Here is a 15,923-nt window from a genome sequence, read left to right on the forward strand (position 1 = left end):
CGTTCCAGACATCGTCAGGCCCGCGTGGAGACGTTCAACGTACGCCACAGAAACTCGAACACCATCGCATCGTGCTCGGCCTGCTCCAGTTCATCGGAGCCGCCGTGTCCGCCCTCCGTATTCTCCCGATACCAGACGTGCTGCGCGCCCAGCGCCTGCATGCGCGCGGCCATCTTGCGCGCGTGGCCGGGATGCACACGGTCGTCGGCCGTCGATGTGGTGAACAACACAGGCGGATACGCGACGTTCGCCGCCACGCGGTGATACGGCGAGTAAGCGGCCAGCATGCCCGCTTCATCGGGTTCGTCGGGGTCGCCATATTCGTCGATCCATGATGCGCCCGCGTGCAGCAGGTGATAGCGGCTCATGTCGAGCAGGGGCACCTCGCACACCACGGCGCCGAACAACTCGGGGCGCTGCACCATGCACGCCGCCACCAGCAGACCGCCGTTGCTGCCGCCCTGTATGCCGAGTTGCGGGGCGCTCGTCACGCCTGTCTCGATCAACGCTTCGGCCACCGCGATGAAATCGTCGAACGCGCGCTGGCGATGCTCGCCTTGCGCGGCCGTATGCCATCTCGTGCCGAACTCGCCGCCGCCGCGAATATGCGCGACCACGTACACACCGCCGCGCGCCAGCCAGCCGATGCCCTGCCCGGTGAGATAGCTCGGCAGCAACGGAATCGCAAAGCCGCCGTAACCGTTGAGCAGGCATGGCCGCGCGTGCTGTTGCGCATCACGCGGGCCGACGACGGTGTACGGCACGCGCGTGCCGTCCGCGGAAACTGCGTGGCCACGCGTGACGGCGAACTGCGTCGCGTCGAATTGCGTCGGCCAGCGGTCGAGCAACTCCCAATCGCCCAGATCGTCGCGCGCGAGGTCGGCGAGCCAGTACGCGGGCGGCTGCAGATAATCGTCGGTATCGACGAATACCTCGTCGTCGAGCGTCGGCTCGACGGGCGAGACATCGGCTTGCGCATCGTCGCGCGTTGGAAAGACGCGTTGCTGCCAATGCCACGCCTGGTTGTCGGCTTGCGACGGCGTCAATAGCAAGGTCTTGTTCTGCACATCTTCCAGATACGACACGATCAGGTGGTTGCGCGTATGCGTCCAGTCGCAGGCCGACGTTTGCGACGTGGGCGTGAATAACGGCCGTACGTCGCGCTCGCCGCGCAGGAACGCATCTTCGCGAATCGCCAGCAACGCGCCGCCCGGATAGTGCACGCCATTGCAATCCCAATCGAGCCGCGGCTCGAGCAACAGCCAGCCTTGCCATCCGCTCACCGCGACATGCGACGGCACCTCGTAGCGGCGCCATGCATCGGAGGCACCCTGGGCGCCATCGAGGTAATACGTGTGGGAATCGAAGAAATCGACGCTGCTCACCACTGTATGCCGCTGCTCGACCGGATCGTAGTGTGCTTCCACGCCGATATCGCCGAACGCGCCCTTGAACACCACGGGCGCGTCGGCGAGCGCCGTGCCGCGTGTCCAGCGCCGCACTTCGCGCGGATAGCCGGAGCGCGTCAAGCTCTTGCGACCGTTATCCCAGCCGACGTAAAGCGTGTCCCGATCGATCCACGACGCCGTGTGCTTGCCGGCCTTCGCGATCGCGAAACCGTCTTTGACGAAGCGTCGCGCGTCGATGTCGAACTCGCGCACCACGAGCGCGTCCGAGCCGCCCGGCGACAGCGTGACCAGCGCGCGGTCGCCATCGGGATAAAGAATGTCCAGCTCCACGCACACCCACGGCGTGCCTTCGGCGGCGCCGAGCGCGTCGAAGTCGAGCAGGTTCTGCCACTCCGGCTTGCCGCCACGCCATGCCGCCCACGTCGTACGCCGCCAGATGCCCTTGGGATTACGCTCGTCCTGCCACAGGTCGTAAGCCCAATCCTTCCAGCGATCGGGAATCACCGGACGTTCGCGCGGCAGATAGGCGTCGGCGAGCCGCTGCCTGAGCGAGGCGAATTCCGCGCTGCTGCACCACGCGGCGCGCGTGCGCGCGTTCTGCTGCTCGACCCACGCGAGCGCGTCAGGGTCGTCGAGCGCTTCGAGCGACAGGAAGGGATCGGGGGAAAGCGGCCAGGAGAAAGGAGCGGTGAGAGTGCGAGGTGCGGGCATCGTCGGCTGTCGAATGAAAACAGCGTTGATTATGCCTTGCGGGGGCACTCGACTCGTTTGACAAGCGAATCAGCGGGGCGGCTCACGCGCCGCCCCGCTCTACAATCAGACACTCAGGGCTCGAGATTGAGCTCCTGAATCTTGCGCGTAATCGTATTGCGGCCGATGCCGAGACGCTCCGCCGCTTCGACCTTGCGGCCACGCGTGAAGTCGAGCGCTTCGCGAATCACCGCGGCTTCGAAACGGCGTGCGAGTTCGTCCATGACGTCTGCGGCATTCTCGCGCAACATGCGCGCGACTTCGGTGCGCAAGCCGCCTTCCCAGGCGCTGACCGTGGTTGCGACCGGCATGCCGCCCGCCGCGGCCGGATGCGTTGCCGCACTCGTGCCGTTGACCGGCGCGCCGCCTGCGAGAGTCGCATCACCTACGCCGATCGCACCGCCGCCACCGCCGGCCAGATCGTTCACGCCGGCTTGCGCGGGTCCGAGATCAGGCGGCAAGTCCTTGATCTCGATGGTCTGCGCCGGCGCCATCACCGTGAGCCAGTTGGCGAGGTTCTCTAACTGACGCACATTGCCCGGAAACGGCAGCGACGCGAGATAAGCCAACGCCTCTTCGGACACGCGCTTCGGCTCCACGCCAAGATCGCGCGCGCTCTTTTGCAGAAAGTGTCGTGTGAGAAGCGGAATATCTTCGCTACGCTCGCGCAACGCCGGCAAGCGCAAGCGGATCACATTGAGGCGGTGATACAAGTCCTCGCGAAACAGACCCTGACGCACGCGCGATTCGAGATTCTGGTGCGTCGCCGCGATCACACGCACATTGGCGCGCAACGGATTGTGGCCGCCGACGCGATAGAACTGCCCATCCGACAACACGCGCAACAGACGCGTCTGCAGATCGAACGGCATATCGCCGATTTCATCGAGAAACAGCGTGCCGTTCTCGGCCTGTTCGAAACGGCCCTGGCGCATGGCCTGCGCGCCGGTGAAGGCACCGCGCTCGTGACCGAATAATTCGGATTCCAACAGATCCTTTGGAATCGCGGCGGTGTTCAGCGCGATGAAGGGACCGTTCGCGCGTGGGCTATGTCGGTGCAACGCACGCGCGACCAGTTCCTTCCCGGTGCCTGATTCGCCGGTAATGAGCACGGTTGCCGCAGAATGGGACAAGCGGCCGATCGCGCGGAACATATCCTGCATCGCTGGTGCCTGGCCGAGCATTTCCGGTGCTTCGGTGACGCGTTCGTCCCACGTCTGTTCGCCGCGCATGCTTTCGTCCACGGCACGGCGAATCAGTTCGACCGCCTTGTCGACGTCGAATGGCTTGGCGAGGTATTCGAATGCACCGCCCTGGAATGCGGCGACCGCGCTATCCAGATCCGAGAACGCCGTCATGATGATGACGGGCAAGCCCGGCACCTTGTCACGTACGGTTTGCAGCAACTCGAGGCCGGAGCCGCCGGGCATCCTGATGTCAGACACCAGCACCTGTGGGCTGTCGTGGTCGAGCGCGGCCGACGCTTCGCGCACGTTCGCGAAGCTGCGGGTCGCGAAGTTTTCGCGGGCCAGTGCCTTTTCGAGCACCCAGCGAATCGATTGATCGTCGTCTACTATCCAGATCGGCTTCATATGGGTCGGTCAGAAGTCTTGAGTACGTTTGAGTACGTATGGTGTTAGCAGTCGAGCGGCAGCAGAATCTGAAACTCGGTGTGGCCCGGGCGGCTTTCCACTTCGATCAAACCGTCATGCTGTTGCACGAAGGTCTGCGCGAGCGTCAGTCCAAGACCGCTGCCGTCCTCGCGCCCCGACACGAGCGGATAGAAAATGCGGTCACGGATCTCTTCGGGAATGCCTGGGCCGTTGTCAGTGATATGCAAGTCCAGTGCCAGCTTACATAAGCGTTTCGACACCGTAATCTTGCGGGCAACGCGGGTGCGCAATTCGATTCGCGCATCGCCTTGCGAAATACGTTCGCGCAGCGCTTCGGCCGCATTGCGCACGATGTTCAGGAGCGCCTGGATCAACTGCTCCTTGTCGCCGCGCAGGTCCGGCACGCTCACGTCGTAATCGCGTTCGATGGTGAGGCCGCGCGGAAACTCCGCGAGAATCACCTGGCGCACGCGCTCGCACACTTCGTGAATATTCACGTCGCCGACGATATGCGGATGACGGTGCGGCTCCAGCAGCCGATCGACCAGCGTTTGCAGCCGGTCCGATTCCTTGATGATGACCTGCGTGTATTCACGCAATTCATCGCGCTGACGCTCGCCGAGTTCGAACTCGAGCAGTTGCGCCGCGCCGCGAATCCCGCCGAGCGGATTCTTGATTTCGTGCGCGAGATTGCGGATCAGTTGCTTGTTGACCGCCGTGAGGTCGTTGATGCGCTCCTCGCGGTCGGTGCGTATATGGCGCTCGTTTTCGAAAAGTTCGAGCAGCACGTAGTCTTGCGCGCCTTCCAGGAAACCGACGATCGCATGCACATGCAGCGGCTCGTGGCCCGGACGCTCGAGCACGGCGTCCAGATGCGTCGCGTGAAAACGGTGGGCGGCGATCGCGGAAATGGTCGCGACCAGTTCGTCGGCATTCGAGAAGATGTCCGGCCACGCCATCTGCGTCAGTTGCCGGCGCGAGAGCTCCAGCATCGACTCCGCCGACGGATTCGCAAACGCAACGCGCAGCGTGCGCTTTTCGAGCACCAGCACGACCGTCGGCAACGCCTCGAAGCCCGGCAGCAAACCGGAGCTGACGAGTTGAGCGTCGTCCGAGAGCGCCTGCTCGTGCCCTTTCCTTGCCTTGATCAGATTCTTAAGAACCATCTTGCAGTCTGGCCGATAGGAGATGGTGATAAATCAGGTAGTCCGCCTGCTGTTTTGCTCAATACCTCAACAACGCCCATACGCCGCAAACGTTGTGCACGGCCTAACGAAAAAGGGACGGCGCCGCCGTCCCTTCGTGACCGATCGCGAGCGTCGGGCAAAGCGCTTCGCCGTGTGAAGGGCGAAGCGCCATGGCCGCTTACAGCGAGTAGTACATTTCGAATTCGATCGGGTGCACCGACTGACGATAGCGTTGCAGCTCGCCCGTCTTCAGTTCGATGTACGCGTCGAGCATCGAATCCGTGAACACGCCACCGCGCGTCAGGAATTCGCGGTCCGCGTCCAGCGCGTCCAGAGCCTGGTCGAGGCCGGCGCACACGGTCGGGATCTTTGCATCCTCTTCCGGCGGCAGGTCGTACAGGTTCTTGTCGGCGGCTTCGCCCGGGTGAATCTTGTTCTGTACGCCGTCCAGACCCGCCATCATCAGCGCGGAGAAGCACAGGTACGGATTCGCCATCGGATCCGGGAAACGCGTTTCGATACGGCGGCCCTTCGGGTTCGACACGTGCGGAATGCGGATCGATGCCGAACGGTTGCGAGCCGAGTAAGCCAGCTTGACCGGTGCTTCGAAGTGCGGCACGAGGCGCTTGTACGAGTTCGTCGACGGGTTCGTGATCGCGTTCAGCGCGCGAGCATGCTTGATGATGCCGCCGATGTAGAACAGCGCGAATTCCGACAGACCTGCGTAACCGTTGCCCGCGAACAGGTTCGTGCCGTCTTTCCAGATCGACTGGTGAACGTGCATGCCCGAACCGTTATCACCGACCACCGGCTTCGGCATGAACGTTGCCGTCTTGCCGTACGTGTGCGCGACGTTGTGGATGATGTACTTCATTTGCTGCAGCCAGTCGGCGCGTTGCACCAGCGTCGAGAACTTGGTGCCGATTTCGTTCTGGCCCTGGCCCGCGACTTCGTGGTGATGCACTTCGACCGGAATGCCGATCTGTTCGAGCAGCAGACACATTTCCGAACGGATGTCCTGGAACGTGTCGACCGGAGCGACCGGGAAGTAGCCGCCCTTGGTGCCCGGACGGTGGCCGGTGTTGCCGCCTTCGAATTCCTTCGCCGACGACCACGGTGCTTCTTCCGAACCGATCTTGATGAAGCAGCCCGATTGATCCGTGTTCCACTGGACCGAATCGAAAATGAAGAATTCGGGTTCCGGACCGAAGAATGCCGTGTCGCCGAGGCCCGTGCTCTTCAGGTAGGCTTCAGCGCGCTTTGCCAGCGAGCGCGGGTCGCGCTCGTAGCCCTTGCCGTCCGCCGGTTCGACGACGTCGCAGGTCAGCACGAGGGTGGATTCTTCGTAGAACGGGTCGATGAAAGCCGTGTTCGCATCCGGGACCAGCAACATGTCCGAGGCTTCGATGCCCTTCCAGCCGGCAATCGAAGAACCGTCAAACGCATGGCCGCTTTCGAACTTGTCTTCATCGAATGCCGACACCGGCACCGAAACGTGTTGCTCTTTGCCGCGCGTGTCGGTGAAACGAAAGTCGACAAACTTGACGTCTTCGTCTTTGACGAGTTGCACGACGTCGGCCACGGATTTACTCATAACCTATCTCCTGATTAACGAATTCGGCGGATTCAGCCGCCGCCCAATCTAGCTGACCCGTCCCGGCGCGTCCACCCTCAATCGTTGAGGATGAGCATAAAAGTCTGCCTGGACAAATCGATCGGGACCAATAAAGCAGCTTCTGTGCCATGTATGCGCCAACCCGGCGCAAAGCCAAAGTGCGCGCGCGTTTGCGGGGAATGGACGCACCGCGCGGCATGCAGCCCTCAAATCATCTGGCCAAACTCCGCACCAAACATGTGCATTCGCCAGATTGACAACGGCCAGCATCTTTATTTTGGTGCATTTCACGAAATTTGCACCAAATTTGCGCATTCGACGGATCTCGGCGCACGCCCGTTCTCTGCCGCTGGCGCCATGCGCGCGCCGCACGCCGCGCGCTAGAATGGTCATTTGGTCCGAAGGAGATTTGCGCTCATGAGCACGCTCGAACAGTTGTACGCCAGCGCGGACAAGCGCCGCACCGAGAATCAGTTGCCGTACGCGGGTGCGATATCGCCCGCCGAAGCGTTCGAACTGCTGCAACTCGATCCGCGCACGCGTCTCGTCGATGTGCGCACCCGCGCTGAACTCGATTGGGTCGGCCGGCCGGTGATTGGCGACGGTCAATACGCGCACGTGGAATGGACCCGCTATCCGGGCGCGGTGCCGAACCAGGAATTTCTCGCGCAGTTGAAACAGGTCGCCACACCCGATACGCCCGTGCTGTTCCTGTGCCGCAGTGCGGCGCGCTCGAAGCTCGCCGCGATCGCCGCCACGCAAGCCGGCTTCACCAAGGCGTATGACCTGCTGGAAGGCTTCGAAGGCGACAAGGACGGCCAGGGGCATCGGAAGACGGTGTCGGGTTGGTGCTTTCGTGGATTGCCGTGGATCGGCGCGTGAGTGCGGCGATTGCGTGACTGCTGCGCAGCGGCTGTGTGGCGCTTGCTCGCGCGCTAGCGTTCCGTGGCCTGCTTGCTTGATAAGTGCCCGCAAGCAGTTATGGCGGATTCTCCTCGGGAGCGGTTCTGCGCCAGCTTCCTGGGGCTCGCATGTGGGACCACAGCGTATCCTCGGCGCTCAATGTGACAGGCCGATGATCCGCGGAAGCCGCGCTCAGCATCGGCAACGCACGCAATGAAAAACGGGCGCCGCAGCGCCCGAACAAAGTCAAACCGAATCAAACGTATGTCGTGCGGATCAGCCGCGCGGCTTCGCCGCCGCAGCAGCCGCCTCGGGTTCGACGATATCGCCGCCCAGCAGATGCACACCTTCCCGCAGCTTGACGAACGCCGCGGCCACCGCTTCCGGCTCGCCTTTCACGCCCAGATCGATGTGATGCCGCGCGTACACGCCGCCGCGCTCCGCATCGCCCACGCTCGGCAGACTGAAGACCCGCACGCCCGGAAAATCGCGTTCGATTCTTTCCATCAGCGGCGTGACGCGTGACTCCGGCAACTCGAACACCAATAGCGACCTTTCCGCGTGCGGCATGGCGTGATGCAGATGCGCGTATTGCGTGTCCAGCACCCACTCGATCATCGGCCACGCCATCACCGGAAAGCCCGGCACGAAGTGATGATGATGGATCGAAAAGCCCGGAATCTTGTTGTAGCCGTTCGGAATGATCGACGCACCCTGCGGATACGTGCCCATATTCAGCCGATGCCGATTCTCCGGCGACTCCAGATCGAGCGGCGCGGGCGAGTTCGCCGGATACATGTCGCGGATGCGCTCCTGGATCAGCTTGGCGGCCTCCGGATGCAGTTCGAGCGGCACGCCGAGCGCGGCCGCCGCGCATTGACGCGTGTGGTCGTCTGGCGTGGCGCCGATGCCGCCCGTGGAGAACACGATGTCGCCGGAGGCGAACGTGCGCCGCAGCGTCGCGGTGATGCGCTCCGGATCGTCGCCGATGTACTCCGCCCAGCCGAGCGACAGCCCGCGCGCGCCCAGCAATTCGATGACCTTCGGCAGATGCTTGTCGATACGCCTGCCCGACAGAATTTCATCGCCGATGATGATGACGCCAAATGCCATTGCCGCCTCTTTTTCGCTTAGTCAGTAATGCATCAGTAGGGAACCGGCGCCGCGTGCCGCACGCCGCCGTGCTCTTCTGCGCGCATGCGCTGCAGCGCGCGCAGACAGTAGTAGCCGAACCATAGCGCCGAAAATATGAGGATGAACGCATAGATCCAGATCGTCACGGCCGTGACCACCGGGAACAGCACGATCAGCCAGACCGACGACGCCCACAACAACGTCGGCAGCGAACCCAGCAAGCCGCTCGCGATGCCGATCAGCAGCAGCGGCAAGCGGAAGCGCCGCACCAGCGCGCGCCGCTCGTCACGCGTGGCATGCAGCGCGAGCGCGTCGTAGCTCATCACACGATACGTCAGCCAGCCCCACAGGAGCGGCGGAATCAGCGCGAAGAACGGCGGCACGAGCCAGAGCGGCAGCGTGACGATCAGCAGCACCAGACACACCAGCGTGGTCCACAACGCCTGGCCCAGGCTACCGTACCACGTTCCGCCGCGACGCATTTCCAGGCTCGGGAATTGCCGCGCCGACAGGAAGCGGATCACCGCGGGCATCGACAGCGTGGCGATCAGCAACAGCACCGTGACGACGATGAGCGGAATCGCCATCGCGATCACGATAAACGGCGCGATCGCTGCATGCAGCGCCGAAAAACCGAGCCAGTCGAACAGATGATAAAGCGTGATCGTGAACGACCAGCCTTCGAGCCAGCTGCGGGTCGCACCGATCAGCGTCTGCCAGGAAAACCACAGGATCACGCCCCACCCGACCGTCGCCGCCAGAAACGGCATGAAGGTCAGCCAGAGCATGCGCGGGTGGAGCGCGCTTGCGAGCGCGCGTCCAAACGAGCGCAACAGATCATTCATGCGAGCCAGTGCCGGTGAACGAAACGATGGAATGGGGCGAACCGCGCGACGCACCCGCCGGGCAGCCCCGCGCTTGGTCGCAAACGTGAACAGGATAAACCACGTGACGCGCCGCCGGGGAAACCGGCGGCGTGGGAGGAAGCGCGCTCAAACGGCGGCGGCGTCGTTGCTTTCGGTGCGGCGCTTAGGCGAAAGACGCCCGGCGATGCGCACGAAGGCGAGCCAGTGCTGCGCCCAGAAGCCGTCGCCGTAGCGGCGGCCTTCGAGTTGATCGCTGATGCCGGTCGGCTCCATTTCGCGGCTCCAGGACACACTGCGAAACAGCATGTCCCACCACGGAAACAGCACGCCGAAGTTGCAACCGTATTTCAGCCCTTCGTGGCCGTAACCGATCGCATGGTGGCGGCGATGGAAAGTCGGGCTGACCAGCAGGCGCTCGCCCAGCCAGCCGAAGTACATGCGAATGTTCGCGTGCTGCACGCTCTGCGCGAGATTCGTGATGGCGACCAGCACGACGAATTGCGACGGCGGCACGCCGATCACCAGCGCGATCACCGCGAAGAACGAGGCTTGCAGCAGATCGTCGAGCAGATGGTTGCGGTCGTCGGACCACAGCGACATCTGCTGCTGGCTGTGATGGACCGCGTGCAGTTCCCACCACACGCCGATCCGGTGTTCCCAGCGGTGATACCAGTAGCCGGCGAAATCGAGCACCAGCAGATACATCACAAACGTGACGAGCGGTTGCGTGGTGACGCCGGGCCACAGATTGTCGAACTCGATATTCGAAATGTTATGCAGCCGCAGCCATGCCTGCACGGCGTCGAAGAACGGCTGCAGCGCGAAGAAAAAGAACAGGTTGAGAATGCCGAGCTTGGCGATCCACGTATAGATCACGTCGACGCGCACCGCCTTGCGGCTCTGCCATTTCTCCACCGGACGCAGCGCTTCGAGCGGACGCAGAACCGCGTACATGGCCAGCACTTCGATCACACCCACGATCACCCAATACAGGCTGTCGTAGGTGTCTTCGTCGTAATCCATCAGATTGAAGCGGAACAGCAGCGGCTGCACCACGTCGACGTACAACAACGTCTGCACGGCGGAGACGAAGTTGTCGAGGGAAGAAAAAATCAGATGGAACATGGTGCTGGTCTGGTTAATTCATCCGTGACGGTTCGCGTGGTGCGGCATGAGCCTTCGCATCAGGCGCCGTTCGGCGCCGTGACCGGCGCGCGATTGAAGAAATAGATGCCGTGTGGCGAACGGCCGACGGCAATCGTCTGGATCAGCTTACGCGTGTTCAGGTCGATAATACCGACGTGCTTCGCGAAGCGGAACGTAACCCACAGATAGCGTTTGTCGGCGGAAAGTTCCATGTCGTCCGGTCCAGGCATCAAACCTGTAATGTCGCCGACGTTGGTAAGCGTGTCCTCGTCGATGATGCTGATCGTGCTTGCCACGCGGTTCGACACCGCGACGTGCTTGCCGTCGGCAAGCGACCGGAAGTTGTGCGCGCCGTTGCCGGTGTGGATCGTCTTGACGATCTTCTGGTTGCGCCAATCCACCACCGCGACGTAATCCGAGCCGGTCATGCCGATCAGCAGATATTTCTCGCCCGGCGTCATCCACAGGCCCGCCGGCACCTTGCCGACCTTCATCTTCCACTTGACGGTTTGCGTGGCCAGGTCGATCGCGGCCAGTTCGCCCGACACCTGCAACGTGACGAAGACCGTCTTGCTGTCATTCGTGAACGCCATATGGCTCGGCATGACGGCGAGCGGCAGGCGCGACGCCAGCGTCATCTGGTTCTTCTGGCCGTCGTAATGATAGATGTCCAGACGGTCCAGACGCAGGCCAGTGGTGACCAGCCATTTGCGATCAGGCGAAAACCCGATCTGATAAGGGTCTTCGATATTTTCGACCCAGCGCTGCACCTGGCCGGATTTCGGATCCACGAACATCAGATTGTTCGACACCGAATTCGCGACGATCAACGACGAATTGTCCGGCGTGGCCATCAGGTGATGCGGTTCCTTACCCGTGGGCACCGTGCCGACAACCTGGCGGGTCGCCTCGTCGATCAGGCTCAGCGTGGCTTCGCCGGAATTGAGCACGATCACGTTGTTGGCGTGAGCCGCCGGAGAAAAAAAGCCTGTGGCGGCGACTAGCACCGCGCCCGCGGCGACCGTGGCAGTCAAGCCGGGAAGAAAAAATTTACGCATGAAAACTCACTTCGGAGAACAACCGTCATTGTAGAACGTTTGCCGGGGCCAGCGGTTGACGCAGGTCGGGGTATGGCCCAGAGAAATCAAGGGCGGGATGCTCTGGCTCGCGGTATGGCGAGCCAGAGCGAACACAGGACGTGACCGCGTCTTTCTGAACGCGCCGGTGACGGATTATCAAGCTTGAAACCACGAATCTCAATGAGAGCGGATAGGAACAAGAATCCGCTTAAATTAAATAAAAAATTACCAGAATTTATTTTGAAGATTCCTTATTTATTGTTTCTCACACATTAATCAATCAAGACACGCCGACACAAAGAGATTTTTCCGCAATCACTTCGGATATAACTGATCCCCTGCGCCGCCGCCAAACATCACAATCGTCTCGTCTCATCCCTATCCACTGATAGCTGGATGCACAGGCGCTACGCGGGTGTTGCGCAAATCAAGAAAGAACGAACGACTGAATCGGGCAATGCCAAAGTCTCGAGATTTTTTGTTGCGCGGTTTATCGGTACGATAAACCCTTATTCGAACACCCGCGCTCATGTGCCGTGCACTCTCGCACTACCGCGGAGTTTCTAAAACAATGAATAGCAATAACCCATTGGTTTGGTGTGAAGCGACAACAACGTCGCCGGCAGCGGCAGTATCGGCAAGATCGAAGACAAAGCGCAGAAAAGCCATCGCGCGTGCAGTGCTGATTCTGGCGGCACTGGCGGGGGGCGCGCCGGCGGCGCAGGCCGCCGTCTTCGTAGATACGAGCGTCAATTCCCCCGGTAACGATCTCGCTCCCTATGCGGCGGGCCCAGGCGCGATTGCGATCGGCATCGGTGCAATCGCAGGGGGCCCCTACGCAATCGCGACTGGCTTTCAGGCAGGTGCGCAGGGCAATATGTCGATTGCAACCGGCGTTCAGGCGGAGGCCTACGGCGACAAATCGGTTGCAATGGGCGTGCAGGCGACAACCGCACCTGCGGCGCTCTACGGAATCGCGATCGGCGATCAGGCTTTCGCCAGCGGAGTGGGGGCCACGGCGTTTGGCTCAGCCGCGCGGGCTAGCAACCTGAACTCGGTCGCTATCGGCTATGCGGCGTCAGCACGGTCGCGAACAGTGTCGCCCTCGGCGCGGGTTCACTCACGACCGTCGGCGCCCAGACCGGATACACCGCCTATGGCCTCGCCGCACCACAAACCTCGGCTGGCGAGGTCAACGTCGGCAACCGGTCCGTTACCGGCGTCGCCGCCGGCGCGGCCGACACCGATGCCGTCAACGTCAGCCAACTCAGAGGCGCCATCACCGCAGCTACTGCCAACGCTGTCACTTACGGCAGTAATGCGAACGGCACAGTCAACACGAACAGCATCGCGCTCGCGGGCCCCGCCTCCACGGACGGCGGCGTCACAGGCGGCACGACCATCACCAACGTGCGTCGAGGTGCCGTGTCCGCCGGCAGCACCGACGCCGTGAACGGCGCCCAGCTCTACGCTGTCACCGGCGACACCAGCACTGCCTACGTCAGTCAGAACGGCAGCGGCATCAGGTACGTCCGGACCAACGATGACACGCTGACGCCGGACGACGCTCACGCAACCGCCGCCGGCGCGTCGGCGGTCGGCTACAACGCTCAGGCAGACGGCGCCGACTCGGTCGCGCTCGGCCACGGCGCTCACTCGGAAATGGCCGGCACCGGCGCCGTTGCGATCGGCTACAACGCCGACGCAGCAGCAACCGGTGCCGTCGCTACCGGTTATCAGGCGAACGCATCGGCAGCGAATGCCGTCGCAGTCGGCTATGCAGCATCTGCGGGCAGCCTGAACGGCGTTGCCATCGGCAATGCGGCGCTGGCGAACGGCACGAACGCCGTGGCGCTCGGCGCGGGTGCTCGCGCCTGGCAAAATGGCACCGCGCTGGGACGCAACGCGACTGCTTATGGCGCGTACGCGTCCGCGCTCGGCAACAACTCGCTCGCTTACGCCGACGGCTCGACAGCGCTCGGCGCCAACGCGAAGGTCTCCGGCACGAACAGCGTGGCACTGGGCTACAACGCCAGTGTCACCGCTGCGAACAGTGTGGGGCTCGGGGCGAACTCGACCACCACCGCGAATCTCAGCCAGCCCGGCGAGGAATTCGGTACGAGCGGCGTGGTCCAGGCGACCGCGGCCCTCGGCGAGGTGTCCATTGGCTCGCCAGGCAACGAGCGCCGCCTGACTAACGTCGCAGCGGGCGCGGCGGCGACCGACGCAGTCAACCTGAGTCAATTGAGTGCGGTCGATGGCAAGGTCGGCGCGCTCTCGCAAAGCGGCACGCAGCACTACTTCAAGGCCGATGGCGCCGCCGACGGCACGGACGATGCCGTCGCAAGCGGCACGCATGCGGTCGCAACAGGGGTGCTCGCTGGCGCATCGGGCGACTACGGCACGGCGCTCGGCGCCAACTCCGCCGCGGCGGGAACAGGCGCTGCCGCGCTCGGCGCGTACGCTTCGGCTGCGTCGGCCGGCAGCATCGCCGTGGGTTACAACGCCGTTGCCGGCAATGTCGATTCAATTGCGATCGGCCACGACGCGGACGCATCCGCTGACGGTTCGATCGCCCTGGGCCAGGGTTCGGTCGCCAACCGTGCGAACACCGTCTCCGTCGGCTCCGCCGGCAACGAACGCCAGATCGCGAACGTCGCGGCCGGCACCCAGGCAACCGACGCCGTCAACCTGAGCCAATTGCAGGCAGCCAGCGCGACCGCCTCGCGCTACTTCAAGGCGAACGGTCTGAACGACGGCAACGACGACGCAGCGGCCACCGGCGACAACGCGGTCGCCGTCGGCAGTTCGGCGCTTGCGGCGGGACAAGCTGCATCGGCCGTCGGCACGAGTTCACTGGCGAGCGGCGATTTCAGCACGGCGGTCGGCGGGTTCGCCAACGCGCAGGGCAACGGCTCCACCGCGCTGGGCTATCAGGCAAGCGCCGCGGCCGACAACTCTGTAGCACTGGGTTACCAGGCCGGCGCAGCGGGCGCAAATTCCACCGCTCTCGGCTACCAGTCCAGCGCAGCGGCTGACAACTCCGTGGCGCTAGGCTACCTGGCTGGCGCAGCAGGCGCGAACTCCACCGCGCTCGGCTATCAGGCCCGCGCCGCCGCGGACAACTCTGTCGCCCTGGGCCAAGGTTCGATCGCCAACCGCGCGAGCACCGTCTCGGTCGGCTCCGTCGGCAACGAACGCCAGATCACGAACGTCGCGGCCGGCACTGCCGACACCGACGCCGTCAACGTCGCGCAGCTCAAAGCGGTGAGCGATCAAGGCGCCGCCAATGCCGCCAAGCTCGACGGCGCGGTGATGTACGACCAGAACGCCGACGGCAGCGTCAACAAAAACAGCGTGACGCTCGGCGGCGACGCCGCGAACGGCGGCACGGCGATCCACAACGTCGCGGCGGGGGTGGACGGCACCGATGCGGTCAATGTCGAGCAGTTGAACGCGGCCATTGCGGGCGCGGTCAACAACGTCGTGGTCAACTCGGGCAATCCGTTCTTCAGCGCGGAAGGCGATCGCGATACCCAGGGCGCCGTGTCGTCCGGTACGCAGTCCGTGGCCGCGGGCGCCAACGCTCAGGCCACCGGCACCAACGCGGTCGCCATCGGCGCCAACTCACTGGCGAGCGGCGCGAATGCCACCTCACTCGGCGCGAACTCCATCGCCAGCGGCGTCAACGCCACCGCGCTCGGCGCAGCAGCAAACGCCAGCGCCAGCAACTCCGTCGCGTTGGGGCAAGGCTCGATCGCGGACCGCGCAAACACCGTCTCCGTCGGCGCGGCAGGCCAGGAACGCCAGATCACCAATGTCGCAGCTGGCGTGCAAGGCACCGACGCGGTCAACGTCAACCAGTTGCAGCAAAGCGTGGGTGGAGCGGTCAGTCAGGCGAACAGCTATACCGACGACCAGATCCGCTCGGCCCGTCGCGACGGTTACGGCGGCACGGCATCCGCCATGGCAATGGCCGGCTTGCCGCAGGCAATTCTGCCGGGTCACGGCATGGTCGCGATGGCCGGCGGCACCTATGCAGGTCAGTCGGCGTTGGCCATCGGCGTATCGCAGATCTCGGAAACGGGAAAGTGGGTCTACAAGCTGCAAGGCACCACGGATTCGCGCGGCCAGTTCGGCGCGGCGATTGGCGCCGGTATGCACTGGTAACGGAACTAGATGGACAGGCGAGGCCAAAGCGAGTCACAGCAAAAGGCCGAT

The 15,923-nt window shown here is 63.4% G+C and carries 10 protein-coding genes and 2 pseudogenes; 4 read left to right on the forward strand and 8 right to left on the reverse strand.

Going from position 1 to position 15,923, the window contains the following annotated elements:
* Window positions 1-14: 14 nt before the first annotated feature.
* The 4 genes from PQR54_RS05590 to glnA all read right to left on the reverse strand — a co-directional run bounded on the left by PQR54_RS05590 (window position 15) and on the right by glnA (window position 6,553).
* Entirely contained in the window at window positions 15-2,120 is a 2,106-nt protein-coding gene (locus PQR54_RS05590) for a prolyl oligopeptidase family serine peptidase (protein ID WP_408244426.1), read from the reverse strand.
* Window positions 2,121-2,233: 113 nt separating this feature from the next.
* The gene (gene ntrC / locus PQR54_RS05595) at window positions 2,234-3,751 is read right to left on the reverse strand and encodes a nitrogen regulation protein NR(I) (RefSeq protein WP_408244427.1); all 1,518 of its coding nucleotides are present in this window, start codon (window positions 3,749-3,751) and stop codon (window positions 2,234-2,236) included.
* 44 nt (window positions 3,752-3,795) lie between these two features.
* Window positions 3,796-4,938 (reverse strand): nitrogen regulation protein NR(II), encoded by a 1,143-nt coding sequence (glnL, locus tag PQR54_RS05600; protein ID WP_408244428.1) that lies wholly within the window; start codon window positions 4,936-4,938, stop codon window positions 3,796-3,798.
* 199 nt (window positions 4,939-5,137) lie between these two features.
* On the reverse strand, window positions 5,138-6,553 hold the full coding sequence (gene glnA / locus PQR54_RS05605) for a type I glutamate--ammonia ligase (protein WP_073427532.1): 1,416 nt from the start codon (window positions 6,551-6,553) through the stop codon (window positions 5,138-5,140).
* Between the two features lie 438 nt (window positions 6,554-6,991).
* Here glnA and PQR54_RS05610 point away from each other — a divergent pair, with 438 nt between their 5' ends.
* On the forward strand, window positions 6,992-7,456 hold the full coding sequence (locus PQR54_RS05610; RefSeq protein ID WP_012433603.1) for a rhodanese-like domain-containing protein: 465 nt from the start codon (window positions 6,992-6,994) through the stop codon (window positions 7,454-7,456).
* Between the two features lie 297 nt (window positions 7,457-7,753).
* Here PQR54_RS05610 and PQR54_RS05615 read toward each other — a convergent pair whose 3' ends face one another.
* From PQR54_RS05615 to PQR54_RS05630, 4 genes are all read right to left on the reverse strand, one after another.
* The gene (locus PQR54_RS05615; protein ID WP_408244429.1) at window positions 7,754-8,590 is read right to left on the reverse strand and encodes a competence/damage-inducible protein A; all 837 of its coding nucleotides are present in this window, start codon (window positions 8,588-8,590) and stop codon (window positions 7,754-7,756) included.
* A gap of 32 nt (window positions 8,591-8,622) precedes the next feature.
* Complete coding sequence (locus PQR54_RS05620; RefSeq protein ID WP_408244430.1) at window positions 8,623-9,456, reverse strand: EI24 domain-containing protein; 834 nt, start codon at window positions 9,454-9,456, stop codon at window positions 8,623-8,625.
* Window positions 9,457-9,603: 147 nt separating this feature from the next.
* Window positions 9,604-10,602 (reverse strand): sterol desaturase family protein, encoded by a 999-nt coding sequence (locus PQR54_RS05625; RefSeq protein ID WP_408244431.1) that lies wholly within the window; start codon window positions 10,600-10,602, stop codon window positions 9,604-9,606.
* 59 nt (window positions 10,603-10,661) lie between these two features.
* Window positions 10,662-11,681 (reverse strand): YVTN family beta-propeller repeat protein, encoded by a 1,020-nt coding sequence (locus tag PQR54_RS05630; RefSeq protein WP_408244432.1) that lies wholly within the window; start codon window positions 11,679-11,681, stop codon window positions 10,662-10,664.
* A gap of 592 nt (window positions 11,682-12,273) precedes the next feature.
* Here PQR54_RS05630 and PQR54_RS05635 point away from each other — a divergent pair.
* The 3 genes and pseudogenes from PQR54_RS05635 to PQR54_RS05640 form a co-directional block, all read left to right on the forward strand.
* Window positions 12,274-12,765, forward strand: a pseudogene (locus tag PQR54_RS05635) (hypothetical protein); the annotation flags it as partial.
* 161 nt (window positions 12,766-12,926) lie between these two features.
* A pseudogene (locus PQR54_RS38925) lies at window positions 12,927-13,019 on the forward strand (hypothetical protein); the annotation flags it as partial.
* Window positions 13,020-13,112: 93 nt separating this feature from the next.
* Window positions 13,113-15,872 carry a YadA-like family protein gene (locus tag PQR54_RS05640; RefSeq protein WP_459251828.1) on the forward strand — a complete coding sequence of 920 codons (2,760 nt, stop codon included), beginning with the start codon at window positions 13,113-13,115 and terminating at the stop codon, window positions 15,870-15,872.
* The last annotated feature ends 51 nt before the right edge of the window (window positions 15,873-15,923 follow it).

The organism is Paraburkholderia phytofirmans (genome assembly GCF_046028095.1).
GTDB lineage: Bacteria > Pseudomonadota > Gammaproteobacteria > Burkholderiales > Burkholderiaceae > Paraburkholderia > Paraburkholderia phytofirmans_A.

Coding starts and splice junctions, on each gene's coding strand:
- glnL (WP_408244428.1), bottom strand. CDS start 4,938: ATGGTTCTTAAGAATCTGATCAAGGCAAGGAAAGGGCACGAGCAGGCG.
- PQR54_RS05610 (WP_012433603.1), top strand. CDS start 6,992: ATGAGCACGCTCGAACAGTTGTACGCCAGCGCGGACAAGCGCCGCACC.
- PQR54_RS05625 (WP_408244431.1), bottom strand. CDS start 10,602: ATGTTCCATCTGATTTTTTCTTCCCTCGACAACTTCGTCTCCGCCGTG.
- PQR54_RS05630 (WP_408244432.1), bottom strand. CDS start 11,681: ATGCGTAAATTTTTTCTTCCCGGCTTGACTGCCACGGTCGCCGCGGGC.
- PQR54_RS05615 (WP_408244429.1), bottom strand. CDS start 8,590: ATGGCATTTGGCGTCATCATCATCGGCGATGAAATTCTGTCGGGCAGG.
- PQR54_RS05620 (WP_408244430.1), bottom strand. CDS start 9,456: ATGAATGATCTGTTGCGCTCGTTTGGACGCGCGCTCGCAAGCGCGCTC.
- PQR54_RS05590 (WP_408244426.1), bottom strand. CDS start 2,120: ATGCCCGCACCTCGCACTCTCACCGCTCCTTTCTCCTGGCCGCTTTCC.
- ntrC (WP_408244427.1), bottom strand. CDS start 3,751: ATGAAGCCGATCTGGATAGTAGACGACGATCAATCGATTCGCTGGGTG.
- glnA (WP_073427532.1), bottom strand. CDS start 6,553: ATGAGTAAATCCGTGGCCGACGTCGTGCAACTCGTCAAAGACGAAGAC.